22 protein-coding genes are annotated in these 19,917 nt (G+C 41.6%); 4 read left to right on the top strand and 18 right to left on the bottom strand.

Annotated features, from left to right (window positions below; all coding sequences use genetic code 11):
* Positions 1-152: 152 nt before the first annotated feature.
* The 4 genes from HMPREF3108_RS01865 to rplK all read right to left on the bottom strand — a co-directional run bounded on the left by HMPREF3108_RS01865 (position 153) and on the right by rplK (position 4,543).
* On the bottom strand, positions 153-1,367 hold the full coding sequence (locus tag HMPREF3108_RS01865) for a glycosyltransferase family 8 protein (RefSeq protein WP_061594469.1): 1,215 nt from the start codon (positions 1,365-1,367) through the stop codon (positions 153-155).
* A 259-nt stretch (positions 1,368-1,626) separates the two neighbouring features.
* Entirely contained in the window at positions 1,627-3,093 is a 1,467-nt protein-coding gene (locus tag HMPREF3108_RS01860; protein ID WP_008809393.1) for an APC family permease, read from the bottom strand.
* 237 nt (positions 3,094-3,330) lie between these two features.
* Entirely contained in the window at positions 3,331-4,020 is a 690-nt protein-coding gene (gene rplA, locus HMPREF3108_RS01855) for a 50S ribosomal protein L1 (protein WP_008809394.1), read from the bottom strand.
* A 97-nt stretch (positions 4,021-4,117) separates the two neighbouring features.
* On the bottom strand, positions 4,118-4,543 hold the full coding sequence (gene rplK, locus HMPREF3108_RS01850) for a 50S ribosomal protein L11 (RefSeq protein ID WP_008809395.1): 426 nt from the start codon (positions 4,541-4,543) through the stop codon (positions 4,118-4,120).
* 164 nt (positions 4,544-4,707) lie between these two features.
* On the opposite strand from rplK, the gene HMPREF3108_RS01845 reads away from it, so the two are divergent.
* Positions 4,708-5,061 carry a DUF3397 domain-containing protein gene (locus HMPREF3108_RS01845; RefSeq protein WP_061596752.1) on the top strand — a complete coding sequence of 118 codons (354 nt, stop codon included), beginning with the start codon at positions 4,708-4,710 and terminating at the stop codon, positions 5,059-5,061.
* Between the two features lie 27 nt (positions 5,062-5,088).
* On the opposite strand, the gene HMPREF3108_RS01840 is transcribed toward HMPREF3108_RS01845, so the two are convergent.
* From HMPREF3108_RS01840 to HMPREF3108_RS01825, 4 genes are all read right to left on the bottom strand, one after another.
* A complete protein-coding gene (locus HMPREF3108_RS01840; protein ID WP_070493066.1) occupies positions 5,089-7,431 on the bottom strand; it encodes an HAD-IC family P-type ATPase in 2,343 nt (780 codons plus the stop codon).
* A 118-nt stretch (positions 7,432-7,549) separates the two neighbouring features.
* Positions 7,550-7,936 carry an SMU1112c/YaeR family gloxylase I-like metalloprotein gene (locus HMPREF3108_RS01835; RefSeq protein WP_061593305.1) on the bottom strand — a complete coding sequence of 129 codons (387 nt, stop codon included), beginning with the start codon at positions 7,934-7,936 and terminating at the stop codon, positions 7,550-7,552.
* A 111-nt stretch (positions 7,937-8,047) separates the two neighbouring features.
* Entirely contained in the window at positions 8,048-10,348 is a 2,301-nt protein-coding gene (locus HMPREF3108_RS01830) for a DNA translocase FtsK (protein ID WP_061596667.1), read from the bottom strand.
* A gap of 143 nt (positions 10,349-10,491) precedes the next feature.
* On the bottom strand, positions 10,492-10,668 hold the full coding sequence (locus HMPREF3108_RS01825) for a PspC domain-containing protein (RefSeq protein ID WP_070493062.1): 177 nt from the start codon (positions 10,666-10,668) through the stop codon (positions 10,492-10,494).
* 333 nt (positions 10,669-11,001) lie between these two features.
* Between HMPREF3108_RS01825 and HMPREF3108_RS01820 the strand changes: the two genes are divergently transcribed.
* The 3 genes from HMPREF3108_RS01820 to HMPREF3108_RS01810 are packed head-to-tail and all read left to right on the top strand — an operon-like array spanning position 11,002 to position 12,539.
* Positions 11,002-11,418 carry an NUDIX domain-containing protein gene (locus HMPREF3108_RS01820; RefSeq protein ID WP_045635151.1) on the top strand — a complete coding sequence of 139 codons (417 nt, stop codon included), beginning with the start codon at positions 11,002-11,004 and terminating at the stop codon, positions 11,416-11,418.
* Positions 11,419-11,464: 46 nt separating this feature from the next.
* The gene (locus tag HMPREF3108_RS01815) at positions 11,465-12,268 is read left to right on the top strand and encodes a peptidylprolyl isomerase (protein ID WP_045635150.1); all 804 of its coding nucleotides are present in this window, start codon (positions 11,465-11,467) and stop codon (positions 12,266-12,268) included.
* Between the two features lie 34 nt (positions 12,269-12,302).
* Entirely contained in the window at positions 12,303-12,539 is a 237-nt protein-coding gene (locus HMPREF3108_RS01810; protein ID WP_008809403.1) for a zinc-ribbon domain-containing protein, read from the top strand.
* An 84-nt stretch (positions 12,540-12,623) separates the two neighbouring features.
* Here HMPREF3108_RS01810 and HMPREF3108_RS01805 read toward each other — a convergent pair whose 3' ends face one another.
* From HMPREF3108_RS01805 to HMPREF3108_RS01760, 10 genes are all read right to left on the bottom strand, one after another.
* On the bottom strand, positions 12,624-14,165 hold the full coding sequence (locus HMPREF3108_RS01805) for an ABC-F family ATP-binding cassette domain-containing protein (RefSeq protein ID WP_070493059.1): 1,542 nt from the start codon (positions 14,163-14,165) through the stop codon (positions 12,624-12,626).
* A 97-nt stretch (positions 14,166-14,262) separates the two neighbouring features.
* On the bottom strand, positions 14,263-14,955 hold the full coding sequence (locus HMPREF3108_RS01800; protein ID WP_048779788.1) for a 5'-methylthioadenosine/adenosylhomocysteine nucleosidase: 693 nt from the start codon (positions 14,953-14,955) through the stop codon (positions 14,263-14,265).
* Positions 14,956-15,006: 51 nt separating this feature from the next.
* The gene (gene macP / locus HMPREF3108_RS01795) at positions 15,007-15,315 is read right to left on the bottom strand and encodes a cell wall synthase accessory phosphoprotein MacP (protein ID WP_020992595.1); all 309 of its coding nucleotides are present in this window, start codon (positions 15,313-15,315) and stop codon (positions 15,007-15,009) included.
* Between the two features lie 11 nt (positions 15,316-15,326).
* A complete protein-coding gene (locus HMPREF3108_RS01790) occupies positions 15,327-15,878 on the bottom strand; it encodes an NUDIX hydrolase (RefSeq protein ID WP_048779786.1) in 552 nt (183 codons plus the stop codon).
* An 8-nt stretch (positions 15,879-15,886) separates the two neighbouring features.
* On the bottom strand, positions 15,887-17,266 hold the full coding sequence (gene glmU / locus HMPREF3108_RS01785) for a bifunctional UDP-N-acetylglucosamine diphosphorylase/glucosamine-1-phosphate N-acetyltransferase GlmU (RefSeq protein WP_070493056.1): 1,380 nt from the start codon (positions 17,264-17,266) through the stop codon (positions 15,887-15,889).
* 86 nt (positions 17,267-17,352) lie between these two features.
* Positions 17,353-17,766, bottom strand: coding sequence for an ASCH domain-containing protein (locus HMPREF3108_RS01780; RefSeq protein ID WP_239683420.1), 414 nt, complete (start codon positions 17,764-17,766; stop codon positions 17,353-17,355).
* A gap of 86 nt (positions 17,767-17,852) precedes the next feature.
* The gene (locus HMPREF3108_RS01775; protein WP_048779781.1) at positions 17,853-18,200 is read right to left on the bottom strand and encodes a DUF7716 domain-containing protein; all 348 of its coding nucleotides are present in this window, start codon (positions 18,198-18,200) and stop codon (positions 17,853-17,855) included.
* Positions 18,197-18,955, bottom strand: coding sequence for a GNAT family N-acetyltransferase (locus HMPREF3108_RS01770; protein ID WP_048779780.1), 759 nt, complete (start codon positions 18,953-18,955; stop codon positions 18,197-18,199). The genes HMPREF3108_RS01775 and HMPREF3108_RS01770 overlap by 4 nt, the downstream gene beginning before the upstream one ends.
* A gap of 4 nt (positions 18,956-18,959) precedes the next feature.
* On the bottom strand, positions 18,960-19,658 hold the full coding sequence (locus HMPREF3108_RS01765; RefSeq protein ID WP_048779778.1) for a 3-oxoacyl-ACP reductase: 699 nt from the start codon (positions 19,656-19,658) through the stop codon (positions 18,960-18,962).
* Positions 19,651-19,887, bottom strand: a complete 237-nt coding sequence (locus tag HMPREF3108_RS01760) for a DUF2829 domain-containing protein (protein ID WP_002899859.1) — start codon at positions 19,885-19,887, stop codon at positions 19,651-19,653. Before HMPREF3108_RS01760 ends, HMPREF3108_RS01765 begins: the two co-directional genes overlap by 8 nt.
* Between the last annotated feature and the right edge of the window lie 30 nt (positions 19,888-19,917).

The following is a 19,917-nucleotide window of genomic DNA, read 5'->3' as shown; positions in this document are numbered from 1 at the left end:
TTTTATGATTTTTATATAGTTAAATCTTTTAAAATTTTCTTTTTTGATAAATCGGCATCCCGCTCAATCAGTAGCAAAGAAAAAGTAGCCTTATCAAGGGATAAGACTAGCTTAATTCAAGAGATAAACAAATATGTTAGATGATTTTTTCCTTAAGAAGGATATCTGCGAATAGCTTCTACCATTTCTTGGTACTTTTCAGTGGCAAAAACCCTTTCCGTAATTCCTTCTGTCTGAGTAGTCTCAAAAGCAAAAATCGGCTTTCCTTGTTTTTCGATCATCTCCAAAAAATCTCGAAACTTGTGGTCATGATTAATGTCTAGATAAAGATCACAAGCCACAGCTAACTGCTTCAACGGAATCGGTAGAACCAAGCGGTGCAGGCGAACATTCTCGTAAGACAAAAGACTGATCAAACGATCTGACATATCTGAGTAAGCGGCGATATGGAAAAGACAATCTGGCAAAGCTTGAATCAATTCTTTGATGCGCTCCAAAGAGTCACTATTGGTCAAGGTCAATAATTCTTTCTTGTAGACTTGGACCAGGTCTTGGCCTTGATTTTCTACACCTTTAAGTGCCTTGCTCGCAATGATAGCCGTCCAATCAAGGTCATTATAAAACCACCAAACTTCTCTCAGTCTCATATTTGTCAGAAGATTCCATGGTTTTAGAGCGGAAATATAGTGAACAATAGCTGGCAGAGGAGACAGAGGAATGTCGAAGACAAAATCATGACCATACTGAGCAGCTCCCATATCAAAACCGATTTGGAAATTATAGCTATCCTCTAGCTCCAAGTACTGTCCCTCAAAGAGCATATTTAAAATACTCTGATCTCCTTCCAAGACTCTTTCAATTTCCCTGTCAGTCAACTCAACTAATTGCTGAGAAATATTTTCCCTCCGCCAACGTTCGTTATTTATAAGCATGACTCCAGAATTAAAGCCAATCCCCAAACCAAAGGTGGCTCTTACTGCTGCAATATAGTAATCTTCCAGATCCAAATCAAACAAGTGATCCAAGTTTTGAGTGACAACCAAGTCGCAATCAAGGTAAAGAGCTCGATCAGACTTCACGTATTCTGGAATAAAATAGCGAGCATAGGCCATGTAGTTAATATGAGAGTAGGTTGATTCTGCCCACTTCATCCTTAAATCATCTCGTAAAAGCTTGATATCAAGCAGATCATTTCCTGTCCCTTTTACTTTTTTTCGAGTATTGATGAACCATTCTTGTGGTATATCTTGATTAAAAACATAGATAAGTAGATCTTCATGATAGCAACATAAAGACTTGATAGTTGTCTCAATTTGACGAATATAACCATAATCTCCTGCTAAAACAATACTTTTCATCTGATTCATCTTTCCTCTATTTGCTAGTCTTATTATAGTATCTTCATTATAGCGAATTCGCTTGTTTAATTCAAACAATCCATAAGTAAACAGAGCTTTCATCAGTTCTTGCTTTGATTGCAGTAAGATACCTTAACATCTTCTCTACTCATCCAAATTTAAGTATAAAATATTCACTACTCTACTGCTCATCTTGATTATGAGCTATCTGCCTCTATTAAAATCAGCCCTATCATCAGATAGGACCGATTTATATATATTACTTAATTTATTTCTCAGCGATTTCTTGCCGACGAGCTTGTCTTTTCTCACGCTTAGCTAGTAAAGGTAAAATAATTCCCAAACTAATCAGAACAAGAGGAGTCAAAACATTAGTCAAAAGAGAGAATTTCCAACCAGCTGGATCTTGAGCATAATCCACTTTTGGAACCATCCCCAGAATACAAGCGAAAGCTGTAAAGAGGAAGCACCAAGCTCCAATAACAAAGCCAACTTTAGGATTCTTTGTTAATTTATACTCCGCATTTTTGTATTTTTTCCAAGCTTTGTTTAACAGCATATAGGCAAGGAAAACCCAGAGATAACGCATCGGCATAACGATAGAGTTAAGATTGGTCATCCATTTAACCAAACCATCAATTTCTTTTATTCCAAAGATTGGCAGGATAATCAAGAGACTCACCAAAATCCCTGTTAAGATATAACCATTAATCAACACACCTTTTGAAGTGCGCTTACGCAACCAGCTTGGAACAAATTCAGCATCAGCATTATTAAGTAAAATCTGCAGAGGCGCATCGATAGAGAAAGCGAGGGCAGCAATTTGTCCGACCATATTTGTCAGGGCGTAGATTACAACCAAAAGATTACCGACACCCCAGTAATTTCCAAGTTTTTGGAAAGCTTGGTAAGCACCATTACGCATCAAATCGTCTGGAATATTACTTCCATCAAATAGCATCCCCATAGCTAGAGACCCCAAAATAGCAGAAGCCCCAACCATAACAGCCATGACAATCATTCCCTTTGGAAATTCCTTGGCGGGATTCCGAGTTTGATTAACGTAAGGAGAAATTTTCTCAGCTCCACCGACCGCAAAGACCAAGAGAGAAATTGTTGTAAAATATGAAAAGTCAAAATTAGGAATATAGGTACTAAGCTTATCCATATTAGCCGTTGCAAATTGCATATCAGGCTTGATAAAAGGCGCACCTACAGCTAAAAGAACAAAAAGGATAGACATGATGAGCATAGCACTTCCTGCTAGACCACCAATTACCTTGAGGGTAGAAAGTCCCTTAGTAGACAAGTAGAGAAAGGCTCCGAAAATTAGCAAACTCAAAATCACGATCCAATGAATGTCGAGATTACTTAAAAAATTACCATTCCCTTGAAGAGCCCAACCAAGTGGGATCAAAACTCCTTGTGGCTTTTGCGCCAAGTAGGGAATATGCACTACCCAATAGGTCCAGGCAGCAAAATAAGCCAAGCGCTTGGTAGAAGTCTTCTCAACCCAGTCACTGACACCTCCCCCACTTTCCTTAAATGTCGACCCCAGTTGTCCTACAATTAGAGCATAAGGAATGAAGTATAGAGCTAGGATAAGAATCCAGGAAACAATAACAGAGATTCCCTGCTGGGAATAGTTATTGACGACATTCCCAAGCCCCCAAACCATATTAAAAGCAATCAGGGACACCATCAGCCAAGTAAGCTGATTCTGATCTTTTTTCATCGCATCGTCTCCTTTTTATATAAATAAATTGTTTCACCATATTATATCATGTTTATCTGGACTTGTAACTAGACTTATTGGGGGAACAGCCAGTTTTAGCATGATGTTTCTTAGCCTCTCTTATACACTCAGTCTGCTAACATTGTTAAAATTTGAATAAACTTTCATACACCAAGTAAAATATTTTGATTTTTCTCCAGAAAAAAACTCTGGTAAAACCAGAGTTTTTTATTATTTTTAAAGTGAGTTTACGTCAACCTTGATACCAGGTCCTTGAGTAGTTGTGATTGTCAAGCTAGTTACGTAAGTTCCTTTAGCTGTAGCAGGTTTTGCTTTTTGGATAACTTCGTTGAAAGCTTTGAAGTTTTCAGCCAATTTATCAGCATCAAATGAAACTTTACCAATGATAGCTTGTACGATACCTGCACGGTCTGCACGGTAAGTGATTTTACCACCTTTAGACTCTTCAACTGCTTTAGCAACATCCATAGTTACAGTACCAGTTTTAGGGTTTGGCATCAAGTTACGTGGTCCAAGGACACGTCCAAGACGTCCAACAAGAGCCATCATGTCAGGCGTAGCGATAACTACATCGAAGTCCAACCAACCGTCGTTGATTTTAGCAACGAGGTCATCTTCACCAACGAAGTCTGCACCAGCAGCTTTTGCTTCTTCTGCTTTCGCACCACGCGCGAAAACAAGAACGCGAGCTGTTTTACCAGTACCGTTTGGCAATACCATTGCGCCACGGATTTGTTGGTCAGCTTTTTTAACGTCGATGTTCAAGTTGTATGCAACTTCTACAGTTGCGTCAAATTTTGCAAAGTTAGTTTCTTTTGCAAGAGCTACAGCTTCTTCTACGCTGTATGCTTTTGTGCTGTCGATTTTTTCAAGAGCAGCACGAAGTTGTTTGCTTTTTTTAGCCATTTTATCTTTCTCCTTGTAATGTGGTCATATCGATTTTCATCTCCCACGTCACTCGTCTCATGATCAAGTGTATTGCGGGCAAATAGGATTGTTACAATTAGTCAGTAACAGTGAATCCCATAGAACGAGCAGTACCTTCGATCATACGCATTGCAGACTCAATGTTTGCTGCGTTCAAATCTGGCATCTTAGTTTCAGCAATTTGTTGTACTTGTGCACGAGTAACAGTTGCAACTTTCGTTTTGTTAGGTGTACCTGAACCTTTTTCAACACCTGCAGCTTTTTTCAAAAGAACAGCAGCTGGTGGAGTTTTAGTAACGAAAGTAAATGATTTGTCTTCGTATACTGAGATAACAACTGGGATGATCATACCAGCTTGGTCAGCTGTACGAGCGTTGAACTCTTTAGTGAATCCCATGATGTTGATACCGGCTTGACCGAGCGCAGGACCAACTGGTGGAGCTGGAGTAGCTTTACCAGCAGGGATTTGCAATTTTACAAGTTTTTCGACTTTTTTAGCCATTTTAAATCCTCCTTTGTGGTTAGGCGGTAGAATTTACTCAATAAAACTTGAGCATTACCTCCCACAAGCATGCTTATCGCATACCTTTCTATTATACACTAAAGAATTGAAAATGCAAGGATAATTCTCTTCTTTTTTAACTTTTTTTGTGATAAAATATAGCTATGATGTTATTAAGAATTGCTTCCGTTTTATTTATTTTTTTAACTATTGCTTTATCTATTATTTTAATTAAATTTTTACGTTTAAAACGCTTTGGTCTTAACTTTGCAGATCTAGCCTTCCCAATGTTCTTTTTGGAATTCTATCTTATTTCTGACCGAGCATACTACCATAGCATGTTGCCACAGCTGGTCTTGGCTTTATCTGCCTTGGCAATCGGAATTACGGTCTATTTTCTCAAGAAAAAGCAGACTTTCTACTATCCAAAATTTTTGAAATTTTTTTGGCGAGCTGGCTTTATGTTGACATTCTTTTTATACCTGGCAATGGTCATTGGCCTCTTTTTATCAAAATAAATGAAGTTGGGATTTTTCAACTTCATTTTATTTACGTTTTTTATACAGAGCTACTGCCTTGTTAGTTAAAAATTGGAAGAACCATATCAGTCTTTCCAAAAGTAATGAAAGTAAGACAGTCATCAGGATTGCTGCGATTGACAGGCCACTCAAATTAAAGATGCGAGGTAAGAGCAAAGCAGCAAGAATCATCCCTGTAATATTCAGGAGCATAATGCCAATCTTAATGCGATTAAGAGGTCTTATGAGTTTATACATGATTGTAAAACCGACCACCGCTAGCAAGATGATCGAACTTGTGCTGATTTCCTTTGGAGACAATCCAAGCCAATGGCCACAATATACTGCCGCTAAAACCGCTAGATAATCTACAATGGCAGCAGGCAAGGCATTTTTCAAAACCGTCTCTAAAAAACGTCCTCTAATCCGTGCCTTATTGGGCTCTAAAGCCAGCAAAAATCCAGGTATCCCAATTGTAAAACCACTGATCAAGGACATCTGCGAAGCTTGCAAAGGATATGTGAAAGCAAATATGGTCGAAGTCAGGGCTAGTAAGATAGAAAATATATTTTTAACTAGAAAAAGACTGGCCGATCTCTGAATATTATTAACTACACGCCGTCCTTCTGCAACGATGTGGGGCATATATGAGAAATCTGAGTCCAGCAAGACCACTTGCGCTATCTGCTTGGTTGCATCATTCCCAGATTCCATCGCAATGCTACAATCAGCCTTTTTCATAGCAAGAATATCATTAACACCGTCTCCTGTCATGGCAACATTATGGCCTTGACCTTGCAGAGCCTGTACTAATTTTTGTTTCTGTTCTGGACTGACCCGACCAAATACGGTATACGTTTCTGCAGCTTGAATAATCTTTTCATCCGAATCCAAACTCCTGGCATCCACATAGTTTTCTGCATGAGGAATCTTTGCCTTCTTAGCAACTGCAGAGACAGTAAGTGGATTATCTCCCGAAATGACCTTAACAGTCACACCTTGTCTTTCAAAATACGAAAAAGTCTCTGCAGCATTTTCCCGAACGGGATTTTCTAAAACAATAAATAAGAATGGGATAACAGGTGCTTCCAAGCCAGCTTCTAAGTTTTCCCCCTCGTAACGACCAAACACCAGAACCCGGCTTCCCTCTTCTGCCACCTCTTGAAAATAAGATTGATAATGTTCTAAGTCTCGTCGAAGGACATACTCTGGAGCTCCTAAGACAAAGGTACCTTGATCAAAGGCCACTGCTGCGTATTTATTTTTAGAGCTAAAAGGGTACTGCCGTTTAATAGACCAAGCTTGTCCACTTTTTTCAATCCCAGGATAAGCACGCAAGGTTTCAATTGTATCATTGGCGTCCTGGCTAGCCTCAAGATATTGACTCAGTGCTTCTAATGCCAACTCTTTCTGATCTGCTACTGGAAGCAACTGGCTAACAGCCATTTCATTTTCTGTAATAGTCCCTGTCTTATCTACACAAAGGACATCAACACGCGACAGAGTCTCAATACCCTTCATACTGTTTAGAAGGACCTGCTGTTTGGCTAGGCGAACAGCCCCCAGAACTAGGGCAAGCGTCATCAGGAGGTAGAGTCCCTCCGGAATCATTCCCACAATAGCACCGACTGTTGAAGTCACACTGACTTGCAGAGTTTCTTGATTACTGATAAAACTGCGGAAGAAAAGCAAGAGTCCTAAAGGAATAATCAATATCCCAATGATCTGCACCAGGCGATTGACAGCATGAACCATCTTGGATTCTTCTACACCGCTTATTTCTTTTGCTTCTTTAGCTAGCTGGTTTATGTAAGCCTGGTCTCCTACTTTGTCCAGTCGAGCATAGGCTTGACCAGCAACTACGAAGCTACCAGACAGGACCTCATCTCCCGGATTTTTTTCAATCTCATCAGCCTCACCCGTCAGCTGGGATTCATTTACTTTCAAGCTTCCTGAGAGAATCTGTCCATCGGCATAAATCTGATTCCCAGCAGAAAATTTAACCACATCGTCCTGAACAAGTTCTTCGACAGAGAGCACCTGCTCTTCTCCATCTCGAATCACATTGGCTGAGAAGGTGTGTAAGAGTCTCATTTTGTTGAGAACTTTTCTCGCCCTCAATTCCTGAAAAATCCCAATCAAGGAATTAATGACAACGATGGGAACAAAAAGTAGATTATTCCATGACTGAACTAGGACCAAGAGAATGGCCAGTACAAGAAAAATAAAATTAAAATAGGTGAAAATATTGGACCGAACAATCTGCCAAGTCGTTCTTTCTGTAGAGATGGTAATCTGATTAGTCAGACCTTTTTGGCGACGTTCTTCAACTTGTGCTTGACTAAGTCCTTGAAATTGATTCTGATGCATAGAGTTTTCCTTATTGAATTTGCTTTACTTATTGTAGCAAAAACTGGGCGTCATTTCTTCAGACTTTAGGCTGAAGTATGGATAGTTAAACCTGCCCTTGGAAAATAAAGGCGCAGTTTTATTCGTGAATCTCTAAAGGCAGCCCATCAGGATCAAAGAAGAATGCCATCTTACGGCCGTCAAAGTCATCATAGCGTAGCTCGGTATGGGGAATCTCTAAACGATCGAAATCCTCCAAAATTTTTTCAACATCTGTCACTTGAAAGGCCAGGTGCCGTAGCCCGGTATGTTCTGGATTAGGAAGAGCTGGTCTTTTGGGAGCGTCTGGCTTGATAAAGATTTCCAAAGTTAGATTTCCTTTTCGGACATTAAAGAGAATATCCTGTTTATCAGGCCGGTGGTGCTCATCTAGCTTATCAAAGCCCAGCTTATCCACATAAAACTCCCTAGTCTTGGCATAATCATGCCCGATGATGGCGATATGGTGAACGGTATCTAATTTCATACTTTTTTCCTTTCCTTGATAATGTGTAAGTAGAGAAAATCTGCCGGCTGGCTGCTGGCAGATTTATTTTTATAGAATGATTTTTTTGCTAGCAGACTTGTGAAACTAGAATCAATTCGTCTGCAAAACCTTTCTCGGCTTGGTTCCTTCGGCTGGACCGATAACGCCTGCCGCTTCAAGTTCTTCCATAAGGCGAGTGGCCCGATTAAAGCCGACCGAGAGTCGCCGCTGAATCATAGATGCGCTGGCTTTCTGAGTCTCGATAACCAAGGCCTTGGCTTCTTCAAAGAGCGGATCTCCTCCATCGTCGCCCCCACCAGTATCCAAATCACTTTCAGATACTTCACCAGGATCAAAGCTATCATCATAATCAGCTTCAGCTTGATTCTTGACAAAGGCTACGATTCGCTCCACATCCTCATCTGAGATAAAGGAGCCCTGCAAACGAACCGGATGGTTTTCATCAATAGGCTTAAAGAGCATGTCCCCTCGACCCAAGAGCTTTTCTGCTCCATTTTCGTCTAGAATGGTCCGACTGTCTGTCCCGCTAGAGACTGCAAAAGCAATCCGAGACGGCACATTGGCCTTGATTAGACCCGAGATAACATCTACTGATGGCCGCTGGGTAGCCAAAATCATGTGAATCCCAGCCGCACGCGCTTTTTGTCCCAGACGGATAATGGCATCTTCCACTTCCTTGCTGGCCACCATCATAAGGTCAGCCAGCTCATCCACGATGACGACGATTAGAGGCAGGGGAATCTGCTTGTACTCAGACTGGGCATTGTACTCTGTTACTTTAGCATTGTAGCCAGCAATATTACGGGCACCGACCTTGGAGAAGAGTTCATAGCGGTTTTCCATCTCGTCTACCACCTTCTGCAATGCACGGCTAGCCTTGCGAGGGTTGGTCACAACGGGGATAAGCAAGTGGGGAATGTCATTATAAACGGACAGCTCCACCATCTTAGGATCCACCATCATAAACTTGACTTCATCCGGTCTTGCCTTCATGAGAATACTAGCGATAATACCGTTAACAGCTACTGATTTACCGGATCCAGTAGAACCCGCTACCAAGAGGTGGGGCATCTTAGCCAAGTCAAAGGAGCGAACAGAGCCATTGACAGCCTTACCAAGTGGGATTTCTAGAAGCTTGCCAGCATCTGTCTTAGACTGGTCCCAGAGCTCTCGGAAGGTTACAGTTGCAATTTCAGAGTTGGGCACTTCAATCCCGACAAGAGATTTTCCAGGAATCGGCGCCTCAATCCGCACATCCTTTGCAGCCAAAGCTAGAGCTAAGTCATCTGCCAGATTAGAAATCCGATTGACCCGAACACCGACAGCTGGCTTAACCTCGTACTTGGTGACGGAAGGGCCGATTTCAGCCCGCTCAACAGTGGCCTTGATGCCAAAACTCGCAAAAGTTTCTTCCAAGATCTTGATGTTTTCACGAACAATCCGCTTCTCTTTAGACTGATTTTTTGGTTTATCAGGCGCAAAGAGGTTGATGGTCGGTAGCTTATAATCCAAACTTTCTTTGGCTGTGAAGTCTACCTCAACATCTGTGTCAGCATCTTCTTCTGACTCCTGCTGAATTTTGAAATCTTGAACTTCTTCTAGTTCAAATTCTCCTAAATCTTCATATTCCTCTGCTTCAATGGCAACAGGAGTTCTTGCCTGATTTTCATCATCCAAAATTTCTCCTGTTTCCAAATCGATTTCAGGTCCTTCTTGCTCCACTTCAATCGCCTGCATTGCTTCCAAAGCAGCCTGTTCTTCTTTTTCAATAAAACGCTGTTGCCGCTTTTCTTCACGTTTTTCACTAAGACGGTGGAATACTTCAACCAGCTTTTCAGAAATATCATAAATGGTCCAAGGGCTGATTAGCAGCGCACCTACTAAAATAAAGAGAATACCAATAAAGTAAGAACCAAAATTTGAAAAGAGAAAAGAGATGGGTAAGTGTAAGAGTGATCCTAATAAACCACCACCAGCAAATGAACTAACTTTAAATGCAGTTAAATCAGAAAAAATTCTGGCTAAAGTGCTGGACAAGACTTGACCTTTGAGTGATAAGACATCTACAAAGTAAGCTTGATAGATTAGAAGTAAACCAACAAAAATGCTAATAAAACCTGAAATCAGACCTTCGCGCTTGCTTAACCATTTGAAAAAGAAAAGATAAATCAAAGTCGCTACAATTGCTAAGTATGCTAAGCTACCAACTACTAATCGAATCAGATTGTAAATAGTCACCCCAAAAACACCTAGTTTTAAGGCAGCAAAAAGAAGAATGAAGGCCAAGCCAAAACTCAGCAACATCCTTTTAATAGCTCTTTGTCTTTCTAATTCTGCTTTTGTTGGCCGACGTGTTGTTCGGCCTTTTTTCGTATTTTTACTATTTGCCATAACCTTTATTATACCACAATAACTATAGACAATAAATGATAAATTTTACACTTTGACACACTAAATCTTCACCTTTAATACTTCTACCAAAAAGAAAAAAACCAGCTTAGCTGGCTTGGGATTTTAAAAGATCAAGTCTTCTTTTAGTCTTGGGTTGCTCCCTCTTCTGGCATAACGAACCAGCAAACTGCATAAGCAAACACTGAAATAATCCACAGTACGCGAACAAGTGTAGGATCTACGTTGAAATATTTAGCTAAACCAGCACAAACACCAGCAATTTTTTGATTCTTAGTATCTCGTGTAAGTCTTTTCTCCATGGAAAGTGCTCCTATTAATTTTTATTTTTCTCATTTTACCATAATCTTCTTGTATGCACAACCTTTCAGGTAAAGATAAGAACTAGCATCTCATCACCTTACATTAGATTCTAATTAGACTCTTGTCGCTTTCATTAAAATTCTCACCTTCTCCTTCCTTAGATAGCGTCAGAATGATTTTAGAAATAAAACAAAAATTATGACCAACTAAATAAAGGTCCTAGTGATTAGCTGGATTTCACAATCGTATTTTTTTCGATAATATGTTTCCAATCTAGTATTCTAAACATTATTTTGTTAAACTTGATGAATAGAAAAATTAAGGAGTTGCTTATGAGAGCTGGCATACTTATCTATCATCCCAAACTAAATAGCATTCTGACCGTTTATCGATATAAAAACGGGCAACACTACTATGTTCTTTCAGGCGGGCAAATTGAGAAGCGTGAGAGTCCAATCGAAGCAGCCATAAGAGAAATCAAAGAAGAAGTCCAGCTTATTTTTAAGTCAGAAGACCTAAAACCTGCCTTCACTTATGACTCTGACGATAATCAACACATTTATTTCTGGACAATCTATACGGGCTTAGAAAACTTAACGATAGGTGGTGAGGAAAAGGAACGCAGTCATTCTCAAAACCTATATGAAGCTAGGTGGATCAGTCTTTCTGACTTCCCCCATCTCCCATTCAGACCCAAAGCTTTGCAAGTAAGAATTCTTTCTTTTTTAACAAGATTTGAAAATCATTGACCTTTATAGTAAAATGTGAGTAGTTTTTATTTCAGAAAGGATCATGATGAAAAAATTATTAATTTTGGGTCTTTCAGCCAGCCTTTTGTTAGCAGGCTGTACTAGTATCCAACGTGTCTTGCGGGGCGATGAATATGTAGACTCTAGCCTAGCAGCTAGTGCAAGCAGTGCTGAAGCTAGCAAAAAAGAAGCTGAAACCAAGGAAGCATTGACAAATAAGAATGCCAACTTCCCTCAACTATCAACCAAAGTTGCCAAAGATGAAGCGAAAGTTAAAATCGTAACGACAGCTGGTGATATCACTCTCAAACTCTTTCCCAAATATGCACCTCTAGCAGTTGAAAATTTTCTAACTCATGCTAAAGAAGGCTATTATGATGGAGTTATCTTCCATCGCGTCATCAAGGGATTCATGATTCAAAGTGGTGACCCTAAAGGAAACGGTACAGGTGGGGAGTCAATATGGTATGGAAAAAACAAACAAATTGACTCAGGAAAGGGCTTTAAGAATGAAACTTCTGCCTATCTATACAACCTCCGCGGGGCTCTATCTATGGCCAATGCAGCGTCCGATAATACTAATGGTAGTCAATTCTTTATTAACCAAAACCAGACAGACAGCTCAAGCAAATTATCTAAAAGCAAATATCCAGAACAAATTATTAAAGCTTATAAGAAAGGTGGAAATCCATCTTTAGATGGTGATTATACAGTCTTTGGCCAAGTCATAGACGGTATGGATATTGTTGATAAGATTGCTGAAAGCGAAACTGATGAAAACAATAAACCTAAAAACGAGATCAAGATTCAAAAGATCGAAGTGATCAAGGATTACAACTTTAAAAAATAATCCTCTAGTTTAACTAAGAAAGGAATAAATTCATATGATTATTTGGGGTTACAAAGGCTATAAAAAAGAACTAGGACATACTCAGTCTGCTATCCAATGTGGAAACTGTCAACAAACTGCTCCTTGGGATCTTATTGAAACAGGTCGGAAATTTTCCCTCTACTGGATTCCTCTCATCCCTTATGGTAGAAAATATTATGTACTCTGCCCTGTCTGCGAATATGGCAAAGAGATTGAAAAACAAGATATTAATGAATATTTAAATTATTAAGTTCAAAAAGAGGTTGGTCAGTATATGACCAGCCTCTTTCTCTTTTATCTAAAAAACAAAATACTTTTTCTACAGAAAAAATCTTTATGTCAATTGATTGAAGTCCCAAATCTGATCCATCCAACCTTCGTAGAAATCAGGCTCATGGCAGACCATGAGAATGCTACCCTTGTATTCTTTCAGAGCTCGCTTGAGCTCCTCTTTGGCATCGACATCCAGGTGGTTGGTCGGCTCGTCCAGCACCAGAACATTATTTTCTCGGTTCATGAGAAGACACAGGCGGACTTTGGCCTGCTCTCCACCTGAAAGGACTTGAATCTGGCTCTCGATGTGCTTAGAAGTCAAGCCACATCTAGCTAGAGCCGCTCGCACTTCAGCCTGATTGAGGGACGGAAAGGCGTTCCAGACTGCTTCCAGCGGTGTCTGACGATTGCCTCCTTCTACTTCCTGCTCGAAATAGCCCAGCTCTAGATAGTCCCCACGCTCGACCTGACCTGCAATAGGTGGGATAATCCCCAGTAAACTCTTGAGTAGGGTTGTTTTCCCAATCCCGTTTGCCCCAATAATCGCCACCTTCTGATTGCGTTCAAAGGTCAGATTAAGAGGCTGAGTCAGCGGACGGTCATACCCAATCTGCAAATCCTTAGCTTGGAAGATAAAGCGGCCAGGTGTTCGGGCAGACTTGAAGTCAAAGGAAGGCTTAGGCTTTTCACTTTGCAGCTCAATAATGTCCATCTTATCCAGCTTTTTCTGGCGGGACATAGCCATATTACGGGTCGCCACGCGAGCTTTATTACGGGCCACAAAGTCCTTGAGGTCCGCAATTTCCTTCTGCTGGCGCTCGTAGGCTGCTTCCAGCTGAGATTTTTTCATCTCATATACCTCTAAGAACTGATAATAATCACCAGAATAACGAGTCAGTTGCTGATTTTCCACATGATAGACGATATTGATCACGTCATTCAGGAAAGGAATATCATGCGAGATCAGAACAAAGGCATTTTCATAGTTTTGTAGGTAGCGCTTGAGCCAATCAATGTGTTCAGCATCCAGATAGTTGGTTGGCTCGTCCAAAAGCAGGATATCTGGTTTTTCAAGAAGCAGCTTAGCCAAGAGAACCTTGGTCCGCTGCCCACCAGATAGCTCTGTCACATCGCTTTCCATACCATAGTCCATGACGCCCAGAGCACGTGCAACCTCGTCAATCTTGGCATCTAAAGTATAGAAATCTCGGCTCTCCAAGCGGTCCTGCAGCTCACCAACCTCTTCCATCAGGGCATCCACATCGGCTCCTTCCTCAGCCATGCTCATATAGATGTCGTTGATGCGGCTTTCTGTCTTGAAAAGTTCGTCAAAGGCTGTGCGCAAAACATCACGGACAGTTTGACCCTGCTCCAACACAGCATGCTGGTCCAGATAACCAGCCGTCACATACTTGGACCACTCAACCTTGCCTTCGTCCGGAAGCATTTTACCCGTCACAATGCTCATAAAGGTTGACTTTCCCTCACCATTGGCACCGACCAGACCGATATGCTCCCCTTTAAGCAGACGGAAGGATACATCCTCAAAAATAGCCCGGTCACCAAAACCGTGGCTAAGATTTTTTACTTCTAAAATACTCATCTTTTTCTCCTCTATCATTGATTGCAACTTCTTGATTATACCATCAAAAGGGATTTTTTGGCAAGAATAGAAAAAGACCGACTAGGTCGATCTTACTCTAGATTAACTCTTTTAAAAACTGAATCAGGGTTTCTGCCGAGCGTTTACCAGCTTCAATAATAAATTCATCAAAAGTGACATTTGCATCATGACTAGCTGTGTCGCTCATCGCCCGAATAACCATAAAAGGCAGGCCAATCGAATGTGTGGCTTGAGCAATAGCTGCACCTTCCATCTCGACAGCCAAGACATCTGGAAAATGCTCCTTGATGCGGTCAATCTTATCCTGACCAGCAACAAAGCTGTCACCTGTCGCAATCAAACCTACCCTTGCCTTTTGATGGGTCTTGTCTAAAATTTTCTTCATTTCAGAGACCAGATAGCGACTAGCCTCAAAATAGAGTGGCTGGCGAGCCATCTGACCATAGTCATAGCCGAAGGCTGTCACATCCACATCATGGTAGACCAGACGATCTGCAACCACCACATCTCCGATAGCCAGACCTTCAGCCACCGCTCCAGCTGAGCCTGTATTAATGACAGCAGTAACCTTGAAATCATTGACCAGAACAGCTACACTCATCGCAGACATGACCTTTCCAATTCCGCTCTCAACCAATACTACTTCATGACGGCCAATAGAACCCGTATGATAGACATGTCCCAATCGAAGATGCTTTTCTGGATTTTCTAAATGCTCCAGCAATACTTTTAACTCTTCGGGCATAGCCGCGATAATTCCAATTTTCATTATTTCCAACCTTTTCTAAAAAAGCGAAAGCCTTAGGCTTATCGCTTATTTTTATAGCCAAATAATGGCTGCAATCAAAACCACCAACAGGAGAATAATCCACAACAAAATTTTATTGAGTTTAGCTTGAAAGACCCCTCGCTTCTGATTTTCAATGCGTCGGCTTTTCACAACTTCCCGATCAACTTCAATTTGCATGGTGTCCTGATTAAACTCTCCTTGCGGTGTAGCATAACCAAATCTTCCTTGGTCAGTTCTAATTATCTTAGTTTCCTCATCATCCACGAGAGGAGGATCCGATATGACTTCACCACGGTTAGCCCGCTCGATGATTTCATCAGTTAATAAAGGTCTTCCCATAGGTTTTCCCCCTATCTTTGATTTTCCTGCATTTCCCAATATTGAAGAGCCATGATGGTCTTGGCATCGCATATGTCACCGTTTTGCAGCAACTGATGTGCCTCCTCCAGACTGACTTCAAAAAGTTGCAAGGTTTCATCTTCGTCCTGAGGACGAGGATTTTCTACTTTTGTCAATTGGCTAGCTTTATATAGCTTAATCTTTTCATTGCAAAAACCAATAGCAGAATAAAAATCATAAACTAGCTCTAGCTGACCCGTGTAACCAGTTTCTTCTTCTAATTCTCGCAGGGCAGCTGCATGCGGATAAGCATTTTCTCCCACTTCTAGCTTACCAGCTGGAATTTCATAAGAAGTTGCCTCAATAGCCTTGCGGTACTGCTTAACGAGAATCATCTTATTTTCAGGAGTAATAGCAATCACAGCCACCGCTCCATTATGAAAAATCAAATCTCGTTGTGCCTGGCCTTTCCCTTCTGGCAGCTCTACCTGGTCCTGAACCACTTTAAAAATCGGTCCCTGATAAATCTCCGTCCGTTGGACGGTTTTTTCTTCAAATTCCATGACTAAACCTACTTATTTTGAGGGTGATGAGGAAGACGCTTAGCATAATCTTCCTTGTTAATCTGACGGCCACGTCCCAGAGCAATGGCATCTGCTGGCACATCCTTCGTGATGGTAGAACCTGCACCGACCAGTGAATTGTCACCTAGCTCAACTGGAGCAATAATGGTCGAGTTGGAACCGACAAAGACATTGTCGCCAATGATAGTCTTGTATTTCTTCTGACCATCATAATTAACCGTAATCGTACCTGCACCAAAGTTTACATTAGCACCAACTTCAGAGTTTCCAATATAGGTCAAATGACCAGCCTTGGTATTTTCTCCAATTGACGATCCTTTAACTTCTACAAAGTTGCCAACATGGACATCCTTGGCCAGACTAGAACCTGGACGAATGTGAGCGAAAGGTCCGACTGTTACCCCATCTGCAACACTAGATTCTTCAATCATAGAGCTGGTAATAACGGTCCGTTCTCCAATAACAGAGTCTACGATGTAGGTACCATTAGTCAGGATCGTCTCTGCCCCAATCTTGGTTTGACCTTTCAGGGTCACATTTGCTTCAACTTGAACTTCAGGCGCGATTTCCACATCCACATCGATATAGGTAGCATCTGGATTGACAAAGCTGACACCGTTGACCATATGCTTCTGGTTAATCCGGCGTCGCATGACACTCTCAGCTGTAGCTAAAGCCACGCGGTCATTAACACCCAAGCTTTCATCAAAGTCTTTGAGCGTATAAGCGCCGACTTTTTCTCCATTTTCGCGGAAGATGCCAATCAAATCTGTGATATAGTATTCGCCTTGAGCATTATTGGTATTGATGTTTTTGAGGGCTTCAAAAAGTCGAGCATTGTCAAAGACGTAAGTCCCTGTATTGATCTCCTTGATTTGCTGCTCAAAGTCAGAAGCGTCCTTCTGCTCAACAATTTTCAAGACTTCTCCGTGCTGGTTGCGAACGATACGGCCGTAGCCAAAAGGATTGTCTGCTTCTGCTGTCAAAATGGTCGCAACATTCTTGTGGTTGATATGGAAGTCAATCAGGTTTTTCAAGCTTTCTCCTGTAATCAGGGGAGTGTCGCCAGCAATGACTAGCGTCTGACCCGTCAGATTTTCCAAAACAGGCTCTGCCATCATAACGGCATGTCCCGTTCCCAGTTGCTCAGTCTGACGAACAAACTCAGTCTGACCTGCCAAGACTTGCTCCACCAGCTCGGCCTTGTGACCGATAACTGTCACGGTCTTTTCTGGATTAATGGCATTGACACTGCGGAAAACGTGCTCTAGCATAGAAATTCCTGCCACCTTGTGCAGTACCTTTGGTAAATCCGACTTCATGCGAGTACCTTTACCCGCAGCCAAAATAATCGCGTAATTTGTCATAAAACAACTCTTTTCTGTAAGATAGTTCCATTAGTATACCACTAAAAGAAAATTTTTAAAAATACTATGCGAATTCAAAATAAACACTACTCTTCATTCAAGGGATAGACCTTGCGAAATTCTTCTAAGACGACACCCATTTCTTGGGAAAACTCCAAACCAGCTTCCGCTAGACACTCTGTGAAGAATGCCTGATGGACCTGCTGCCAATATGCCAAGGATTTATCTCCTTCTCCTTCCTTAAAGGCATGATCAGCTGAAACCTCATTAAAAGGTAAAACAGAGACTTTGGTGATTTCAACGATACAAACAGCCTTTTCCTGACTGTCTAAAATGACATCAAAGCTTCCTGCCTGAGGCAAGGGCTCATTTTCAAGCTTATAGAGCTCATAGGCCGAAGACGTCGCTGTCTTCTCACCACATAGCACTAAGTCGGCAAGCTCATCTGCCGAAGCACCGAAAGCCCAGGCGTCAATCTCGTCGCCAATCTCTGGATTGATTTTCTTGTATGCCTGTCACATTTCTTTTGGAGTCATCACTTCTCCTGTCTTTCTAAAATGAAAATTATTGTTTACAAAAAATCTTCCTACAAAACTGTATCTTTATCAAAATCCATAAAGTAATCATGCTCATAATAGTAAAGCAGAGCCTGTAAACACTCTTGATCAGTCGCTTCTGCTTTCTGCTCCATGACTGACAAGAGAACATCCGCAAAATCTTCACCGTAATAAATCAGCTCCAGCTCTTGCTCCCTTACTTGTCTAGGATAAACATCCTTATTGTCCACTACTTGAGGATAATCAGCAAGCAAGTAGCTGTCTTGAAAATTCAGTTCTCCATTTTCCTTAGCATACAACAAGAAATCATCATCTAGCTTTTCTGATTTCACAGCCTGAATGATATCTTTTAAGTCATAGCTCTGGTTCTTCTTCATTGGTCAAAAGTCCCTTTCCATTCATAGGCCGGATAAGCTCCTAGGCACTGATAGCCCAAACTTTCTGCAACCTTCTTGGAAGCTTCATTGTGCGCATCCCAGAGAGGAAAAAGTGAGCGTTTTTGGGCTTCTAAAATCATCTGGGCACCCAAGATTTTGGCTAAGCCCTGCCTTTGGTAGGCTGATTTGGTAGCAATTTCAATCTCAAGGGCTCCATGATAGACCAATCCTGTCGATATGCCAGCGATGATTTCCTCTCCTGAATATACTAAAAAACCAAAGCCACCCTCCGCTTGAAACTGATCAAAATCAGAAAAATCACCCTGCAAATCCTGAGACCAGGCTTCCCTAGCCAAACATTCATAACTCTCCTTATCAATCGAACTAAGGTAGTAATTTGCTGGTAGCCTGCTCTGCCATTTCTCCAAAACCTCTGTATCAAAATCAGCCCTGTCCGAAAAAGCATAGCGAGTAAACTGCTGCAACTCACTTTGACTATCCAGAAACTCTTGCCAGCTGAAATCTTCAGAGATGATAATCTTATCAGCCAGACCATACTGGCTACTATAATCCTGCCAAAAATCCAAATCCACCTGATCAGCTGGAAAAATGAAATTTCCTAGTTGGTAAAGGCAGGATGTCTCAGACGCGTTCATAAAGAACTCCCCTAGGCCAGCATCCAAACCGTAAAGTACCATATTTTTGGTCCAGGATTGGAAAAGATTTTTAGCTTTTTCATTGTTCGCATTCTTCATTCACTTACTTCAAACTCCAGCCACCGTCGATTTTGATAATCTCGCCCTGCATAGCAGCTGCCTTACCACTAGCTAGAAAGAGACTAACGTCAGCCACTTCTTGGGGGTCCAGCCAGCGCTTGATCGGCGTTTCATCAGCAACCCAGTCAGCTAGTCCGCCTGGTTCAAAATCTGCGGCAGTCATGGCTGTCTTAACAGCGCCAGGCGCCAAGCCAAAGACTTGGATATTTTTATCCGCATAGTCTAAGGCTATCTGCTTGGTCAGGCCTGCCAGAGCATGCTTAGAGGCCGTATAGGCAGCACCGCCTCCGCCAGCCAAAAAGCTAGCAATCGAGCACATATTAATGATGATACCAGACTTTTTCTCCAGCATTTTCTGCAGGTAAAAGCGGGTGATTTTCATGGTAGCGGTCAGATTAAGCGCAAAAATCTGATCCCAGTCCTCATCGCCGGTCTCGTGCAGAGGACGATAATCGTCCAAGATTCCTGCTGTATTGCAGAGGATGTCTACCTCGGGAAAGCTGGTGAAGAGTGGCGTCAAATCACCTGTCAAATCCAACTTGACAAAACGAAGCTCATTTAGAAAGCCAGGATTTTCATCCTTATCCACCCCGTAAACCCGGTAGCCATTTTCCAAAAAGCTCTGGGCTTGAGCTCTACCAATACCAGAGCTAACCCCCGTCACTAGTACTGTATTAGTCATCTACTTCCACCCAATCTGTCGCAAGAACATCACAAGGAGTCGGACTCCACATGGAGAAGCCCTCCCCCTCACCTGAAACATTGATGAGAAAATATGGTGTCACTTCAAGAGCCACCCCATTCTGCTCAATCGTGTCAAAGAGCTGGACGTAATTTTCCGCCCCGCCCCAGCCTGTACGCACATATTTTTTCTTAGCCTTAAGGCCTGGTAAAATTTCTTCAAATGTCATGGTTTTCTCCTTTATCTTCTATAAACGTTG

Source organism: Streptococcus sp. HMSC10A01 (genome assembly GCF_001807785.1).
Lineage (GTDB): Bacteria > Bacillota > Bacilli > Lactobacillales > Streptococcaceae > Streptococcus > Streptococcus gordonii.
This window is presented reverse-complemented; position numbering and strand designations above follow the sequence as displayed.